Raw genomic sequence first — 15330 nt, forward strand, 5'->3', positions numbered from 1 at the left:
ACATCCAGGAGGGGTTGTCAATGAATACAAAGGAGCGACATATATTCGCGGGCGGCAATACGGCCAGAGGATACCGTTGTTTTTTTGATTCCGTCCTGGCGGAGATGGACTGCCTGTTTGTCCTGACTGGCGGAGTGGAAGGCCTGGCTTCAACGCTGATCAAGCAGATTGGTGACGAACTTGCCCCCCGCGCCGGCAGCGTGGAGTGGATTCATTCCCCGTTTGTCAACGGCGCCTTTGACGGAGTGATTTTCTCTGATCTGCGGGCCGCCGTGGTGGATGGGAGCTATCCGCGTGTGCTTCAGCCGAGGGCGCCGGGGCTGATTGAGTCCTATGTCAACTTGCAGGCTGTGATTGACACAAATCGCCTGGCTCCCCGCAGGAATCTGATTGCGACCTGGTACGAAGCGCTGTACCAAAAGACGCAGGAAGCGTACGAAGCGTTTGCCCAGGCGCTTGCCATCCACGACGAGTGGGAGGAAATCTACATCTCTCGCCTGAATCGGGAAAAAGCCAACCGCGTCGCAGAAGAAGTGACGGAGCTGTTTTTTGGAGAGGAAACCCTGCCAAAGAACGCCCGCATCCGGCACATGTATCTGGGCGCAGCCACACCGTCCGGACCGGTTGATCACATCGCCAATCTGACCGCCGACATCGGCAAACGCTACTTTATCAAAGGGCGACCCGGTTCCGGCAAGTCGACGATGCTGAACAAACTGGTGGCGGAAGCAAAGCGGCGCGGTTTCGACGCCGAAGTGTACCACTGCGGACTGGACCCGAACAGCCTGGACATGGTGATCCTGCCCGAAAAAAGCATCGCCATTTTTGACAGCACGGCGCCGCATGAGTACTTCCCCGACCGAAGCAGTGACGAAGTGATCGACATGTACGCCCGGGCCATCGAGCCGGGCACTGACGAGGTGTTTGCCGACCAACTTGCCGAGATCAGGGGGCGCTACGCCGCCGCGATGAAAAAGGGAACCGCCAGCCTGGCCGAAGCGCAGATATGCCGCCATCGCCTGGCTGACATCTACGGACAGGCGGCCGACCGTGATAAAGTGGAGGCTGTTCATCAGTCCATTGTGCGTGAACTGACCGCGCGGCTGGCCTGACGTTCGGCTGCCGCCCGTGCGCATGAAACCCGTTCGGCTGCTCATACTATGCGGAGGAGGTGAGCAGTCCGGATGGGTTTCCCTGTTGTGTTGGCACTGCTCTTGATGGCCAATCCGCTGGATGCGACTGATTTTTTGCGGGTCGAATGGGGAGAAGAGACGATTGCCATACTCGACCGCGCCGACTATACGCTGCCGTTTTCAGGAGTTCCCCTGGTGGACGAAGCAAAGCTGGAGAGGGTTATCAAAAGCGTGGCGGAACAGGTGTACCAGGCACCGGTGAACGCCACGATTGACGGAGCAGGCAGGATCGTTCCCGAGAAGCGGGGACGGGCGCTGCATGAAAAAGCGTTTACCGAACAGGTCTACGACTACTTTTACGGAAGCGGTTCGAAAAGCATCACGCCCGCCATTCGCGAGGTGATGCCCAAGGTGGACCGCGAACTGCTGAACCAGGTGCGGCAAAAGTTCATCGGAGGCTACTCCACCTATTACAATCCCCGGAACAAAAACCGTTCTCATAACATCATGCTGGCTGCCAAGGCGATTAACAATTACGTCGTCCTGCCCGGAGAAATCTTTTCCTTTAACAAGGTGGTTGGCCCACGCACTCGGCAAAAGGGGTATCTGGAAGCGCCAATTATTGTCAGGGGAGAACTGTCCGAGGGGATCGGCGGGGGTATCTGTCAGGTATCGTCTACCCTGTACAACGCTGTCGATCGCGCCGGCATGCACATTTTGCAGCGATACTCCCACAGCCGCCACGTCGCGTACGTCCCGCCCGGGCGGGACGCCACAGTGAGCTGGAACGGGCCTGATTTTGTGTTTCAGAACAAGTACGCGTATCCCATCCTGATTCGCGCCTATTCCGGAAACGGACAGATCACGGTTACCATCCATTCATTCCCGGAAATCGAATACGAACCCAGGCATGTGCCCAGTGTGCGCAATCACATGCCGGAAGAAACGCCGGCAGATCCGCAGCTTCCGGACTAGACAGCACCCGTTGCGAGGTGCTGTCAGCGTGTAGACAAAGTCCGTGGCGCATGGGTGATCGGGCCCGCTCGCTCTCTTGACGACCAGCAGAGAAGTTGGCAGCGTCCGCTTCAAAACGCGACGCGGGCAGGGGGCAAACATCTGGGTAGTTCGAGGAAGTGAGACTTGTGCCCCCTGTATCCCCCACGTCTTTCGTTTTTCCGCTGGGCAGGTCGTCAAAGGAGCTCACTTGGCCCATCACTCCATGCCATGTCCTTTTTCTGCACCTTCGGTTGATCAATGTGCAGGCCTTCCGGCCTGGAAACGATGGAGGAGCGTTTCCTCGTGGAACTTCAACGATTGGCTTCAGTCCGGACAGCACCCGTTGCGAGGTGCTGTTTTTGTTTGGGCCGCTGCGCCCGAGGCGGCTTGTCGGATGTGCTGTGCGCACGAATAACGTATTGTCAAGGATTTGAAAAAGGCGTAATATATATTTCGTGTTTAAAATTTCGGGTGCGAAATAATTCTGAACGAAAGGAGGCGCATGATGAGCAAGCCGATCTTGGTGAGAGATCTGTTAAAGCGGCTTAACAAAACGCTGACTACTATCGCGACCAAAGAATTGGCGAAATTCGGATTGACTGTGCCGCAATTGATGGTGCTCAAGCAAATCCAATGCGAGCCCAAGACGATCGGTCAGATCAGCAAGGCGGTCGACCTGTCCTACAGCACGGTCTCGGGCATTATCGACCGGCTGGAGCGGGAACAAATGGTTGAACGCGTCCGCGACAAAAAGGACCGGCGGGTAGTCTGGATTCGCGGCACGGGCAAGGTGAAGGAAAAGGTCGAGCAGATCCCGATCTTTTCCGAAGAGTATTTCAACAAGTTGTTCAAAGACATTTCCGATGAGGAGATGGATCAAATCGTCCATGTACTCGAGACGCTGATCGAAAAACTGGAAAGAGAAAGTTGAGGAGAAACCATGAAGCGAAAACTTGTCTTGTACATCATCCTGCTCCTGATGGTAGCAGGAGGGGGCGGCATCGGTTACTACTACTGGTATCAGGGGAGCCACTACGTCACCACACAGGACGCCCGCGTCGCCGGTGACATTTACCGCGTGATGCCGCGGATTTCCGGCAAGCTGACGTCGCTGAAGGTTCACGAGGGGGATGTCGTCGTGGCGGATCAGATCGTCGGACAGCAGGATACGACCAATCTGACGACCAACCTGTTGGAAAACGCGGTGCTGCGGGCACCCATTACCGGCACGGTGATCAAGACGCTGGCAAAGGAAGGAGAGGTTGTCTCTCCCGGTCAGGCAGTAGCCATGGTGGTGGACGAGAATAACCTGTACATTTCCGCCAATGTGGAAGAGACGGAGCTTGGCCGCCTCAAGCTGGGGCAGAAAGTGGACATCACGCTGGACGCTTACCCGGGCAAACAGCTGACCGGTCACCTGTCCGAAATCGGCCAAGCCACCAACTCCACCTTTGCGCTGCTGCCGTCCGTTAACACCAGCGGCAACTTTACCAAAGTGACGCAGCGGATTCCGATAAAGGTGGCGATTGACAATGCCGCCGGAATCCAACTGACCCCTGGTCTGAATGCGGAAATCAAAGTGCACGTAAAGGGGATGTAAGTGATGAAGACAATGAAATGGAAACAAGTGGGGATTATTGTGGCGGCCTGTTCGCTGCTCGCCGCAGGTTGCAGTGAAACGACAGCCGGGCCGGAAGAAAGCCAGCCGGTCGTGAAAGTGTGGAAGCTGGAATCGAATCAGGCCGGCTCGATCGCAAGCGGAAAGATCGCACCGGCAGAAGAAATTCAGGTGGTCTCCAAACTGGCAGGGAAAGTGGAGCAGGTGCACGTGAAGGAAGGCTCGGTCGTGAAGAAGGGCGACGTGCTCGTCTCGTTGGAAGCGAACGATTACCTGGAGCAAATCAGACAGGCGGAAGCCGCCATCGCCAGCGCCCAGGCGCGTCTGCTCGACACCCAGGCCGGCGCGCGCAGCCAGGAGCTGCAGCGTCTGGAGAGCGGCGTGGAGCAGGCAAAAGCGGCGCTGGAGGTAGCCGAGAGCAGCTACAATCGGATGAAGGCGTTGTACGATTCCGGCGCGATCTCCCAGGCCGATCTGGAAAAGGTGACGCTGGAGCTGGAAAAAGCGCGGACGGGGTACGATCAGGCCAAGGCTCAATACGATTTGGCCAAGGCGGGACCGACAGCCAATTCCGTGGCCGCGCTGGAGGCAGAAGTGAAACGTCTGCAATCCGGTTTGCAACTGGCCAAAAGCACTTATGAAAATACCAAGATTGTCGCCCCGATCTCCGGCATCGTGGCTCGCCGCAGCATCGATCCCGGCGAGATGGCCCAGCCGGGCGTTCCGCTGCTGGTGCTGGTCCAGATGGATCAGGTCAAAGTAGAGGCCAGCGTGCCCCAGGAGCAGATCAACCAGGTGAAAGTCGGTTCGGCAGTTGATGTGAAAGTGGACAATCGTACGCTCAAGGGTACGGTGGAGTTCGTCAGCCCGATCTCCGATACCAACAGCAGCTCTTTCCCGATCAAGGTGCGTTTGGACAACAAGGATGGCGCGCTGCGGGCAGGGATGCTGGCGGAGGTGTACCTGCCAAACCAGGCGACCGACAGCGAAGTGAAAATCCCCTCCTCGGCCGTCGTGACCAAGGAGAACAAGCAATTCGTGTACAAAGTGGACCGCGACATCGTGCATCAGGTAGAGGTGACTGTCGGGGAAATCAAGGGCGATTGGGTTGCAGTGACCAAAGGGGTAGCCGCTGGCGACCAGCTCGTGCTGAATCCTGGTGACGATTTGGCCGAGGGCAGCAAAGTGATCGTCAACTGACGGGAGGGAGAATCATGGCGGAAGCAGCGGCACAGCGCCATGGGAACAGCGGAAGCGAGATGTGGATTTCGCTTTTGGCCATTCTCATGGGCACCTTCGTCGCCATTTTGAACAACAGTTTGATCAACGTCGCCCTGCCTACGCTGGTAAACGTGTTTGGCTCCACGACGGACACGATCCAATGGGTGTTGACCGGTTACATGCTGGCCAACGCCGTCATGATCCCGATGAGCGGCCTGCTGGGCGACAAATACGGGTACAAGCGGATCTTTTTGCTCTCACTGATCGCATTTACAGCTTCGTCCGTCCTCTGCGCGCTGGCATGGAACGACACCAGCCTGATCGCCTTCCGCGTCATCCAGGGTTTGAGCGGCGGGATGATTATGCCGATCGGGATGTCGATGATCTACATGATTGTCCCGCGGGAGAAGATGGGACTGGCTCTGGGGCTGTTTGGCATCGCCGCGATGGTGGCGCCGGCGGTCGGGCCGACGCTGGGCGGGTACATTGTCGAATACCTCAACTGGCAGTTCCTGTTCCTGCTGGGCGTTCCGTTTGGCGTGTTCGCCGTGGTGATGAGCAGCGCCCTGTTGAAGGAAACGCCGAAAAAGCCGGATTTGAAGTTTGACTTTCCGGGAGCGATTCTTTCCATCATCGGCTTCGGGACGCTGCTGCTCGCGCTGAGCAAGGGCCAGTCGGAAGGATGGGACTCATTTTTCATCGTCAGTTTGCTGTTTGTCGCAATTAGCAGCCTGGTGCTGTTCGTTTGGGTGGAGACGGGCAGGGAGTCTCCCCTGCTAGACTTCAGCCTGCTGAAAATCCCTGTGTTTACGTTAAGCGTCATCAGCTCCAGTTTTGTCATGATGGGGATGATGGGCGGGATATTCATGATGCCGATCTTTCTGCAAAACATTCAGGGCATGTCGGCGGTGGACTCCGGGCTTCTGCTGATGCCGCAGTCGATTGCCATGGCGTTGATGATGCCGATTAGCGGCAAGCTGTTTGACAAGTACGGGATCGGTCCCGTCGGCCTGGTGGGCATGCTGGTCATGGGGGTGACCACTTATGAATTGCACACCTTGACCGCCGACACGCCGCACGGTTGGTTGAATACGGTGCTGACGATTCGCGGGATCGGCATCGGGCTGTGCATGCAGACGCTGTCCACGGCGGGGATGAACGCCATTCCCCGCGCCAGCGTCGGGAAGGCATCCTCCCTGTCCAACGTGATCCGGCAGGTGATGAGCTCGTTTGGCATTGCCATCCTGACGACGATCATGAGCTCGCGCCAGTCCTTTCACGCCGCGGCGATTTCGGACAGCGTGTCTGTGACGTCCACCACGGCGAGCGAGGCGCTCCAGGGTCTGACCGGGCTGTTCATGCAGGCGGGGGTGGACGCCGCGACCGCCCAGGGAGGAGCCGCATCCGTTTTGGCCGGGATGATTGCCAAGGAGGCAGTCGTTCGGGGGATTGCCGACGCCCTGCTCGTGTCGGCCATTCCAATCTTTTTGTCCATCCCGTTTATTTTCTTTATGCACAAAAAGCCGCCCAAGAAAGAGGCGGCACAAGAGCAGCAAAAAGCAGCAGCCTGAGCGGCTGCTGTTTTTGCTGGATTTTCGACGCACTTTAGAACAGTTTGCTGAGCCAGTAGATGATCCGGCCGACGATGTAGCCGAGCAGGATGGTCCAGCCGATTTTGGCCCAGATGCCAAGACCGCTCACGAATTCACGCAAGCTTTTCCGACGATGCGGCGGTTGCTTCATCAGACTCCACTCCTTTGGCTGTATTGCAGCGGATGAACAGGTAGATGCCGGTGAGAATGATCAGGCCGCCGACCCATTGCGAAAGGGTAACCCCTTCCCCCAGGATGAGGTACGCCAGAATCGCCGTTCCGACCGGTTCCCCCAAAATCCCCATGGAGATCGTCGTGGTGTTTAGCCATTTGATCACCCAGTTGAAAATCGAGTGGCCGAGCAGCGTCGGAAACAAGGCGAGGCAGAAAAACCAGCCCCAGTCCTCGGCCCGGTAACCGGCCAGCGGGTACCCCAGCACCAGATCGTACGCCACCAGCAGCACGCTGGTGATCGTGTAGACGACGAGTGTGTAGGAAAACGAGGACAGGTGCTGCCGCACGTACTGGCCAACCAGCCAGTAGCCGGTGACGGTGGCGGCGCCCATCAGCGCCAGAAAGTCTCCCCACAGCGCCATGCCGCCGACGCGAAAGTCTCCCCAGCCGATGACGAAGCTGCCGGCGATGGCCAGCAACCCTCCCGTCAGGGCCAGGGGGCGGATTCGCTCGCCAAAGAAGAAATACCCGCCGACGAAGGCAAACAGCGGCTGCAACGTGACCAGCACGGTAGAGCTGGCGACGGACGTAAAGTTGAGCGATTCAAACCAGAGCAGGAAGTGGCTGGCCAAAAAGGCCCCCGACAGGAGACAGAGCAGCCACTGCCTTCTCGGCATCCGCACCATTTCGCCGATGGCACCGCGGTTCCAGAACAGCAGCGGCAGCGTCAGCAGCACGGAAAATACCAGCCGGTACGTGGCGATTACAGGCGCCGGCGCACTGGCCAGCTTGACGAAGATGGCCGAGGTGGAGACGGCCGCCACGCCGAAAAAGAGGGCGAGATAGGGCGGTATCCAGGGTTTTTCGTTTGGAGTGTTCATGCCTACACCTTCTTGTCCTAAGGAGATCGCATGCTCTCTATTTTACAGGTCTATCGAAACATTCACAATCGCTAGACATTGGGAGGCCACGAACAAAGCGTGGGGCCTGCCGATCGCCTGGCCGCTCCAACAAACTCCTGGGAGAACGCCGGAAGCGATGAAGACCGTCCGCTCACCGGCGAGGTGCAAGGCGATGAGCGGAGGCCAACAGCCGCAAGCGACGAGATCAGCCGGTTGGAAACGGCTAAGGCGTAACGCTGTTCAACAGCCCAGAGACGGTGACAATCGCCGCCTCCTGTTGTATGCGCGGAATGTACTGGCGCAGAACAGAGGCCGTTTTCTTGCCGGGCGGCCCGACATGGCCGATGGCGATATTGACGGGGCGGTCTTTCATGCGCTGGCACAGCGTTTCCATTTGGCGGGTAATGTGCGAGACGGTGTAGACGGAGTCCAGAAACAGTTCGTTTTCCAAAAACGGCACGCCCAGCTCCTTGGCAATTTTGGCTGCGACACTGCGATGGGTCGTTTTGCTGTCCAGGTAGATCATGCCGCGTTCCTTGCACACGCTCAGCACCGCCCGCATGACGCGCTCGTCGGCTGTTGCCTTGGAGCCCATGTGGTTGTTCAAACCGATCGCGTGCGGAACATCGTCAATCGCCTTGCGGACGCGGTCGCGAATCTCCTCGTCGCTCAGGTCAGTGGTGATCGCTCCGGGTCCCAGCCAGGAACGCTTTCCGTTTACCGGCTCCATCGGCAGGTGGACAAACACGTCGTGTCCCTTTCGATGGGCCAGCTCCGCGTCCCGTTTGGTGCTGGGCAAAAACGGCATCACCGCGACCGTCAGGGGAACGGGCAGGTTGAGAATGTCGTCCGTGCCCGCCATGTTGTTTCCCAAGTCGTCAATGACTACTGCCACTTTCTTGGCGGCCGTTTTCGCCGGGGTAGCACCGGGAGCGAGGGCGTGCGCCCCTGCCGTGCAGGAGAACAGACAAGCGGCGAGCAGGGCTGCCCCCCAGGTTCGTTTGCGCATGTGATCGCCTTCTTTCCGCTGTTTTTTCCTAGTTTGTTCAAGCAGAGGAATGCTTACCCGCAGGCCCTGCCGCTGATGGAGACTTGTTTTGCCAGGGGTGTGCCCCTGTGGTAAACTGAAGGAATAGTGATGGAACGAGAGGAGTCGTACGAGTTGAGCCACTTTGTGTTGATTGACGGGAACAGCATCGCCAACCGGGCGTTTTACGCGCTCCCGCTGCTGTCCACGTCGGCGGGACTGCATACCAACGCGGTGCTTGGCTTCACCACCATGCTGCTCAAGGTGCTGGAAGAGATGCAGCCGACGCACATGCTGGTCGCGTTTGACGCGAGCAAAGTCGTGTTTCGCCACAGCGAGTTTGCCGAATACAAGGGCGGCAGGGCCAAGACGCCGCCGGAGCTGTCGGAGCAGTTTCCGCTGATTCGCGAGCTGCTGGACGCATTTTCCATCCGGCGCTTTGAACTGGAAGGATACGAAGCGGATGACATCATCGGGACGCTCACCCGGCGGGCGGACGAATCGGGCTGGAAGACGACGGTGATTACCGGGGACAAGGACATGCTCCAGCTGGTCTCCGACAATGTATCCGTAGCGTTGACGCGCAAGGGCGTAAGTGAGATGGAGCTGTATACGCCCAAGGAGATCGCGGACAAGTACGGGTTGCAGCCGCTTCAGATCATCGACCTGAAGGGGCTGATGGGCGATGCCTCGGACAACATCCCGGGCGTGCCCGGCGTGGGGGAAAAGACTGCGCTGAAGCTTTTGCGCGAATACGGATCGGTGGAAGCGGTGCTGGAGAACATCGACCGGATCTCCGGCAAAAAGCTGCAGGAAAACCTGCGTGAAAACGTGGAGCAGGCCAGGATGAGCAAGGCGCTGGCGACCATCATGCGGGACGCCCCCGTCGATCTGGACGTGGAACAGACGGTGTATTCCGGCTACGATGCGGCGGCTGTCACCGAGTTTTTCAAAAAAATGGAGTTCAAGTCGCTGCTGTCCAAGGTAAAGACGGCCGCCCCGAAAGATGGGGGCCAGTCGGGACAAGAGCGCGCGCCGTTTTCCTTCGAGGTAGTGGAGGGCGGCAGAACAGACAGCTATGCCGAAAAACTGACGTCGCCCATGGCGCTGTACGTGGAGATGGACGGAGACAACTACCACCATGCGCCGATCCTCGGCTTCGGTCTGGCCGCAGACGGCATCTCGTTCTACGTGCCGTACGACGTGGCCGTGGAGTGGCAGGCATTTCGCGAATGGCTGGCCGACGACACCAAGGAAAAATGGGTGTTTGACGGCAAGCGGGACACGGTGGGACTGTCCTGGCACGGCATGGAGGCAGCCGGCATCGGCTTTGACGTCTACCTGGCCTCCTACCTGCTGAATGCGACGGAGAGCAATCCCACCCTCGACGGTGTCGCGGCCCAGTACGCCGAGGTAGGCGTGCTGCCGGACGATGAGGTGTTTGGCAAAGGAGCCAAGCGGCAGGTGCCGGAGACGAGCGTCCTCAGCGAACACGTGGCGCGCAAAGCGGCTGCGATCTGGCAGAGCGTGCCAAAACTGCGGGATGAGCTGGCGCAGCACAAGCTGAACGAACTGCTCACCGATCTGGAAGCGCCGCTCAGTCTGGTCCTGGCCGCGATGGAAAAGCAGGGAGTCAAAATCAACCGCGAGCGGCTGTTGGAGATGGGCGAAGAGCTGGACAGCCAGTTGGAGACGTTGACGGCAAAGATTCACGAGCTGGCCGGGACGCCGTTCAACATCAATTCGCCAAAGCAGTTGGGGGAGATCCTGTACGACAAACTGGATCTGCCGGTGCTGAAGAAGACGAAGACCGGCCCGTCCACCAGTGCCGACGTATTGGAAAAGCTGGCGCCGTACCATCCGATCATCGGGGAAATTCTCCACTTCCGCCAGTTGGGCAAGTTGCGCTCCACGTACATCGAGGGGCTGACCAAGGAGATTCACGCCAAGACGGGCAAGATTCACACGCGGTTCAACCAGGCCACCACGGCGACCGGCCGCCTGTCCAGCACCGAGCCCAACCTGCAAAACATTCCCATCCGCCTGGAGGAAGGCCGGAAAATCCGCGAGGCGTTCATTCCTTCCGAAGCAGGTTGGTACATGCTGGCTGCCGACTACTCGCAGATCGAACTGCGCGTTCTCGCCCACATCTCCGGGGATGAAAACCTGATTGACGCCTTCCGCAAGGGGATGGACATTCACACGCGGACGGCGATGGACGTGTTTGGGGTGAGCGAGGCGGAGGTCACGCCGCTGATGCGCCGTCAGGCCAAGGCGGTCAACTTCGGCATCGTCTACGGGATCAGCGACTACGGCTTGTCGCAAAACCTGAACATCACGCGCAAGGAAGCAGCGGACTTCATCGAACGCTACTTCGCCGTCTTTTCCGGCGTGAAACGGTACATGGAAGAGATCGTGAAGCAAGCGAAGCAGGACGGCTACGTCACCACGCTCCTGCACCGACGCCGCTACCTGCCGGACATCAAGAGCAGCAATTTCAATTTGCGCTCGTTTGCGGAGCGGACGGCCATGAACACCCCAATCCAGGGAACGGCCGCCGACATCATCAAACTGGCGATGATCCGGATGCAAGAGAGCATCCGTGAAAAAGGCCTGAAGAGCCGGATGCTTCTGCAGGTGCACGACGAACTGGTCTTCGAAGTGCCGGAAGCGGAATTGGCCGTCATGCAGAAGCTGGTGCCGGACGTGATGGAAAACGCGCTCAAGTTGGACGTGCCGCTGAAAGTGGACGTGCATTACGGACGCACCTGGTACGACGCGAAGTAACCGGAACAGCATCAAGAGAGAAACGAGAGGAGGAGACCCATGCCGGAACTGCCAGAGGTGGAAACGGTCGTCCGCACCCTGCGCACCCTCGTGTTGGGCAAGACGATCGAACGCGTCAGCGTGACGCTGCCGCGGATTGTGCGCCGCCCGGACGACGTGGAAGCGTTCAAGGCGCAGCTGGCCGGCCAGACCATTCGTGAGATCAAGCGGCGGGCCAAGTTCATCCAGTTTTTTCTGGACAAGGACGTGCTTGTCTCCCATCTGCGCATGGAGGGGCGCTACGGCCTGTACCAGGCTGAGGACCCGGTGGAGAAGCACACGCACGTGATTTTCCATTTTACCGACGGCACCGAACTGCGCTACCGGGATGTTCGCCAGTTCGGGACGATGGATCTGTTTCCGATTGGGATGGAAACGAGTGAAGGGCCGCTGGCCAAACTGGGCGTCGAACCGCTGGAGGACAGCTTTACGCCGGACGTGCTGGGCCGTCTGCTCAAGGGGCGGACGACCAAGATCAAGCCGCTGCTGTTGAATCAGGAATGTATTGTCGGGTTGGGGAATATTTATGTGGACGAATCCCTCTTTCGGGCAGGCATCCACCCGGAACTGCCGGCAGGCAGCCTGACCGCCAAACAGGTGGCCAAGCTGCACGAAAGCATCGTTACCACGCTGAAAGAGGCGGTGGCACAGGGCGGCAGTTCGATCAAGTCGTACGTCAACGGCCAGGGCGAGATGGGCATGTTTCAGCAGTCGCTGTTGGTATACGGACGCAAAGGGCAGCCGTGTACCCGCTGTGGAACGGAGATCGTCCGGTTCGTGGTCGGCGGCAGGGGGACGCACATCTGTCCCGCCTGTCAAAAAGTTGGCAAGCCCATCAGACGAGGAGGAAAACGGGCATGATTCTAGGGTTGACAGGAGGCATCGCCACGGGAAAAAGTACGGTGACGGCCATGCTGCGGGAGCGCGGCATTCCTGTCATTGACGCTGACCAGATCGCCCGCGAAGTTGTGGAGAAAGGCAAACCTGCCTACGAGGCGATCGTTCGTCACTTCGGCAGGGACATCCTGCTGGCTGACGGCCAGATCAACCGCAAGAAGCTGGGGGAAATCGTCTTTTCCGACGAAGCGGAGCGGCAGAAGCTGAACGCCATCGTCCACCCGGAAGTCCGCCGGGTGATGCGGGAAGAGGCGGAAGCAGCGGAACGGAACGGCGCTGACATCGTGTTTATGGATATTCCCTTGTTGTTTGAGAGCAAGTTGCAGCATCTGGTGGATAAAATTGTCGTGGTGTACGCGCCGGCCTCTGTACAGTTGGCGCGGATGTTGGAGCGGGACGAGCTGGATGAGGAACAGGCGCACAAGCGGCTGAGGGCGCAGTGGCCCATTGAGCAGAAAAAACAGCTCGCCGATTTTCTGATCGACAACACCGGGACGCGGGAAGAGACGGAACGGCAGGTGGAGCGCCTGCTGGCAGAATTGAAGACGGAGCTGTCGGGATGAAGCGAGGCAGGCGAGCCGCAGGCGTCCTGATCGTGCTGATGGGCGTCTTTTTGCTGATCAACTCCCCCTTGGTCTGGAAGTGGATGTATCCGATCAAGTATCAAAACGAGATTCTGGAGGCGTCCCGTCGCTACCAGGTAGACCCCTTCCTGATTTTGGCCATCATCCGTTCGGAGAGCGGCTTCAAGCCGGACAACGTCTCGAAAAAGGGAGCGATCGGGCTGATGCAGATCATGCCCGACACGGCCAAATGGATTGTGGAACAGGCGGGCTTTCAGCCAAAGCAAAAGGATTACCTGTACGATCCCAAGATGAATATCCACATCGGGACCTGGTACCTGTCCTACTTGCAGCAGAGGTTTCAGGGCGACGTGGTCAAAACCATTGCCGCCTATAACGCCGGTCCCGGCAAGGTAAACGCATGGCTCACGCGCGAGCAGTGGAACGGAGAGCGAGATACGCTCGGAGACATCCCGTTCAGCGAAACGCGCCTGTACGTACAGCGGGTGCTCTACTACCACGACCGATACCGCAACATCTATTCCAAAGAAATGCAGTAAAGCCGCTTTCTCCTTTGGGGGAAAGCGGCTCAGCGTGTAGACAAAGTCCATGGCGCATGGGTGATCGGGCCCGCTCGCTCTCTTGACGACCAGCAAAGAAGCTGATTGCTTCCGCTCCAAAACGAGACGCGGGCAGGGGGCAAACATCTGGGTATTTCAATGAAGTGAGACTTGTGCCCCCTGTTTTTCCCCGCGTCTGCGCTTTTCCGCTGAGCCGGTCGTCAAAGGAGCTCGCTTGGCCCATCACTCCATGCCCGAACTTTATCTCCACCTTCGGTTGATTAATATGCAGGCCTTTCGGCCTGACAATGATGGAAAGGTTTCCTTGCGGAATCTCATTGATCACGAAGTACATATTGTCTTCAGTCAGAGCTGCTTTCTCCTTTGGGGGAAAGCGGCTTTTGTCGTGCTTGCAGCGATCACGCCGCTGCTCGTCCTCCATAACCGAGCCAAAAACAGGATGACAAATCGTCCAAATATTTATTTTTTGAGTAAAACACATTGATAATTGTGTCATACTTATTATAATGAAAGTAAGGAATAGCGTAACTTAATGCAGGAAGGGGTTTCTTATTATGACAATCAAAATCGGTATTAATGGTTTCGGACGTATCGGACGAATGGTTTTTCGCCGCGCCGTTCAAGACCCCAACATTGAGATCGTTGCGATCAATGCCAGTTATCCCCCTGAAACACTCGCTCATCTGTTGAAATACGACACCATTCACGGGCGTTTTCCTCATAAAGTAGAAGTACAGGACAACAAGATTATCGTAGACGGCAAGCCGACTGTCGTGCTGTCCGACCGCGATCCGCTCAATCTGCCGTGGGGCGAACTGGGCGTGGAGATCGTCGTGGAGGCCACCGGCAAGTTCAAGGACCGCGAAGGCGCCGGCAAGCACCTGAAAAGCGGCGCGAAAAAGGTGGTCATCACTGCACCGGCGAAGGAAGAAGATGTGACCATTGTCATGGGCGTCAACGAAGACATTTACGACCACGAGAAGCATCACATCATCTCCAACGCCTCCTGCACCACCAACTGCCTGGCGCCGGTGGCCAAGGTGCTGCATGAAGCGTTTGGCATCGAACAGGGCCTGATGACGACGGTTCACTCCATCACCAACGACCAGGTAAACATCGACAACCCGCACAAGGACCTGCGCCGCGCACGCGCTGCTGGTGAGTCGATCATTCCGACCACGACCGGTGCCGCCCGTGCCGTGGGCAAGGTGCTGCCGGAGCTGAACGGCAAGTTGAACGGTTTCGCCCTGCGCGTCCCGACGCCGAACGTCTCCGTCGTCGACCTGGTCATCAACACCAAGAAGCCGGTAACCGTGGAAGAGGTAAACCGCGTGCTGCGTGAAGCGAGCGAGGGCAGCATGAAGGGCTACATCGAATTTTGCGATGAACCGCTGGTCTCCAGCGACTTCAATGGCAACGATCACTCGTCCATCATCGACGGCCTCTCCACGATGGTAATGGGCACCAACCAGGTAAAAGTGATCGCCTGGTACGACAACGAGTGGGGCTACTCCTGCCGCGTGGTCGATCTGGTGCGTCACGTGTCCGAGGATGCCAACCGCGCCCGGACAAAAGAGGCGGCAGCCGTAGCCGCGAACTAACCTGCCCGTAAACAGGCAACAACCCCCCTGGGACCCTTGCGGTGGTCCAGGGGGTTTTTTGCGATTTCGCGTGCCGCGCATATCCGCCAACCAGCAAGCATTCGCAGGGCGGATGCAAACCGCCGCTGGTGAACAACAAATGGGAACTGACATCCTGTGTGTAAGAAATTTTTGCCATAATAAATGAAAGTGAAGCGCT

Annotated in this window: 15 protein-coding genes; 12 read left to right on the forward strand and 3 right to left on the reverse strand. The window is 58.1% G+C overall.

The window, feature by feature from the left end; all coding sequences use genetic code 11:
* Positions 1–20 precede the first annotated feature (20 nt).
* From IRT44_RS10485 to IRT44_RS10510, 6 genes are all read left to right on the forward strand, one after another.
* Positions 21–1112 carry a PRK06851 family protein gene (locus tag IRT44_RS10485; protein ID WP_230076634.1) on the forward strand — a complete coding sequence of 364 codons (1092 nt, stop codon included), beginning with the start codon at positions 21–23 and terminating at the stop codon, positions 1110–1112.
* Positions 1113–1184: 72 nt separating this feature from the next.
* Positions 1185–2108 carry a VanW family protein gene (locus tag IRT44_RS10490; protein WP_171565729.1) on the forward strand — a complete coding sequence of 308 codons (924 nt, stop codon included), beginning with the start codon at positions 1185–1187 and terminating at the stop codon, positions 2106–2108.
* Positions 2109–2634: 526 nt separating this feature from the next.
* Entirely contained in the window at positions 2635–3060 is a 426-nt protein-coding gene (locus tag IRT44_RS10495) for a MarR family winged helix-turn-helix transcriptional regulator (protein WP_171565728.1), read from the forward strand.
* Positions 3061–3069: 9 nt separating this feature from the next.
* The gene (locus IRT44_RS10500) at positions 3070–3729 is read left to right on the forward strand and encodes an HlyD family secretion protein (RefSeq protein WP_171565727.1); all 660 of its coding nucleotides are present in this window, start codon (positions 3070–3072) and stop codon (positions 3727–3729) included.
* Positions 3730–4947: an efflux RND transporter periplasmic adaptor subunit gene (locus tag IRT44_RS10505; protein WP_230076635.1), complete on the forward strand. Its 1218-nt coding sequence runs from the start codon at positions 3730–3732 to the stop codon at positions 4945–4947.
* 14 nt (positions 4948–4961) lie between these two features.
* Positions 4962–6539 carry a DHA2 family efflux MFS transporter permease subunit gene (locus IRT44_RS10510; RefSeq protein WP_230076636.1) on the forward strand — a complete coding sequence of 526 codons (1578 nt, stop codon included), beginning with the start codon at positions 4962–4964 and terminating at the stop codon, positions 6537–6539.
* 34 nt (positions 6540–6573) lie between these two features.
* On the opposite strand, the gene IRT44_RS10515 is transcribed toward IRT44_RS10510, so the two are convergent.
* Both IRT44_RS10515 and IRT44_RS10520 read right to left on the reverse strand, forming a co-directional pair.
* On the reverse strand, positions 6574–6711 hold the full coding sequence (locus tag IRT44_RS10515) for a hypothetical protein (RefSeq protein WP_171565712.1): 138 nt from the start codon (positions 6709–6711) through the stop codon (positions 6574–6576).
* Complete coding sequence (locus tag IRT44_RS10520; protein WP_230076637.1) at positions 6674–7615, reverse strand: DMT family transporter; 942 nt, start codon at positions 7613–7615, stop codon at positions 6674–6676. Before IRT44_RS10520 ends, IRT44_RS10515 begins: the two co-directional genes overlap by 38 nt.
* A 99-nt stretch (positions 7616–7714) precedes the next feature.
* Between IRT44_RS10520 and IRT44_RS10525 the strand changes: the two genes are divergently transcribed.
* Positions 7715–7870, forward strand: coding sequence for a hypothetical protein (locus IRT44_RS10525; RefSeq protein ID WP_171565723.1), 156 nt, complete (start codon positions 7715–7717; stop codon positions 7868–7870).
* Here the strand turns inward: IRT44_RS10525 and IRT44_RS10530 are convergent.
* The gene (locus IRT44_RS10530) at positions 7860–8645 is read right to left on the reverse strand and encodes a divergent polysaccharide deacetylase family protein (RefSeq protein WP_212132264.1); all 786 of its coding nucleotides are present in this window, start codon (positions 8643–8645) and stop codon (positions 7860–7862) included. The two genes, IRT44_RS10525 and IRT44_RS10530, sit on opposite strands and share 11 nt — an antisense overlap.
* A gap of 153 nt (positions 8646–8798) precedes the next feature.
* On the opposite strand from IRT44_RS10530, the gene polA reads away from it, so the two are divergent.
* The 5 genes from polA (at position 8799) to IRT44_RS10555 (ending at position 15131) form a co-directional block, all read left to right on the forward strand.
* Entirely contained in the window at positions 8799–11450 is a 2652-nt protein-coding gene (polA, locus tag IRT44_RS10535) for a DNA polymerase I (protein WP_230077876.1), read from the forward strand.
* 39 nt (positions 11451–11489) lie between these two features.
* A complete protein-coding gene (gene mutM, locus IRT44_RS10540) occupies positions 11490–12350 on the forward strand; it encodes a DNA-formamidopyrimidine glycosylase (RefSeq protein ID WP_171565721.1) in 861 nt (286 codons plus the stop codon).
* Complete coding sequence (coaE, locus tag IRT44_RS10545; protein ID WP_171565720.1) at positions 12347–12949, forward strand: dephospho-CoA kinase; 603 nt, start codon at positions 12347–12349, stop codon at positions 12947–12949. The genes mutM and coaE overlap by 4 nt, the downstream gene beginning before the upstream one ends.
* Positions 12946–13509 carry a lytic transglycosylase domain-containing protein gene (locus IRT44_RS10550; protein WP_212132262.1) on the forward strand — a complete coding sequence of 188 codons (564 nt, stop codon included), beginning with the start codon at positions 12946–12948 and terminating at the stop codon, positions 13507–13509. The genes coaE and IRT44_RS10550 overlap by 4 nt, the downstream gene beginning before the upstream one ends.
* A gap of 575 nt (positions 13510–14084) precedes the next feature.
* Positions 14085–15131, forward strand: a complete 1047-nt coding sequence (locus IRT44_RS10555) for a glyceraldehyde-3-phosphate dehydrogenase (protein ID WP_212133732.1) — start codon at positions 14085–14087, stop codon at positions 15129–15131.
* Positions 15132–15330: the final 199 nt, after the last annotated feature.

The sequence above is a fragment of the Brevibacillus sedimenti genome (genome assembly GCF_020923495.1).
GTDB classification, from domain to species: domain Bacteria; phylum Bacillota; class Bacilli; order Brevibacillales; family Brevibacillaceae; genus Brevibacillus; species Brevibacillus aydinogluensis.

Bases quoted from the DNA above. Each gene is read 5' to 3' on its own strand.
- IRT44_RS10485 (WP_230076634.1), top strand. From the start codon at position 21: ATGAATACAAAGGAGCGACATATATTCGCGGGCGGCAATACGGCCAGA.
- IRT44_RS10490 (WP_171565729.1), top strand. From the start codon at position 1,185: ATGGGTTTCCCTGTTGTGTTGGCACTGCTCTTGATGGCCAATCCGCTG.
- IRT44_RS10495 (WP_171565728.1), top strand. From the start codon at position 2,635: ATGAGCAAGCCGATCTTGGTGAGAGATCTGTTAAAGCGGCTTAACAAA.
- IRT44_RS10500 (WP_171565727.1), top strand. From the start codon at position 3,070: ATGAAGCGAAAACTTGTCTTGTACATCATCCTGCTCCTGATGGTAGCA.
- IRT44_RS10510 (WP_230076636.1), top strand. From the start codon at position 4,962: ATGGCGGAAGCAGCGGCACAGCGCCATGGGAACAGCGGAAGCGAGATG.
- IRT44_RS10515 (WP_171565712.1), bottom strand. From the start codon at position 6,711: ATGAAGCAACCGCCGCATCGTCGGAAAAGCTTGCGTGAATTCGTGAGC.
- IRT44_RS10520 (WP_230076637.1), bottom strand. From the start codon at position 7,615: ATGAACACTCCAAACGAAAAACCCTGGATACCGCCCTATCTCGCCCTC.
- IRT44_RS10530 (WP_212132264.1), bottom strand. From the start codon at position 8,645: ATGCGCAAACGAACCTGGGGGGCAGCCCTGCTCGCCGCTTGTCTGTTC.
- mutM (WP_171565721.1), top strand. From the start codon at position 11,490: ATGCCGGAACTGCCAGAGGTGGAAACGGTCGTCCGCACCCTGCGCACC.
- coaE (WP_171565720.1), top strand. From the start codon at position 12,347: ATGATTCTAGGGTTGACAGGAGGCATCGCCACGGGAAAAAGTACGGTG.
- IRT44_RS10550 (WP_212132262.1), top strand. From the start codon at position 12,946: ATGAAGCGAGGCAGGCGAGCCGCAGGCGTCCTGATCGTGCTGATGGGC.
- IRT44_RS10555 (WP_212133732.1), top strand. From the start codon at position 14,085: ATGACAATCAAAATCGGTATTAATGGTTTCGGACGTATCGGACGAATG.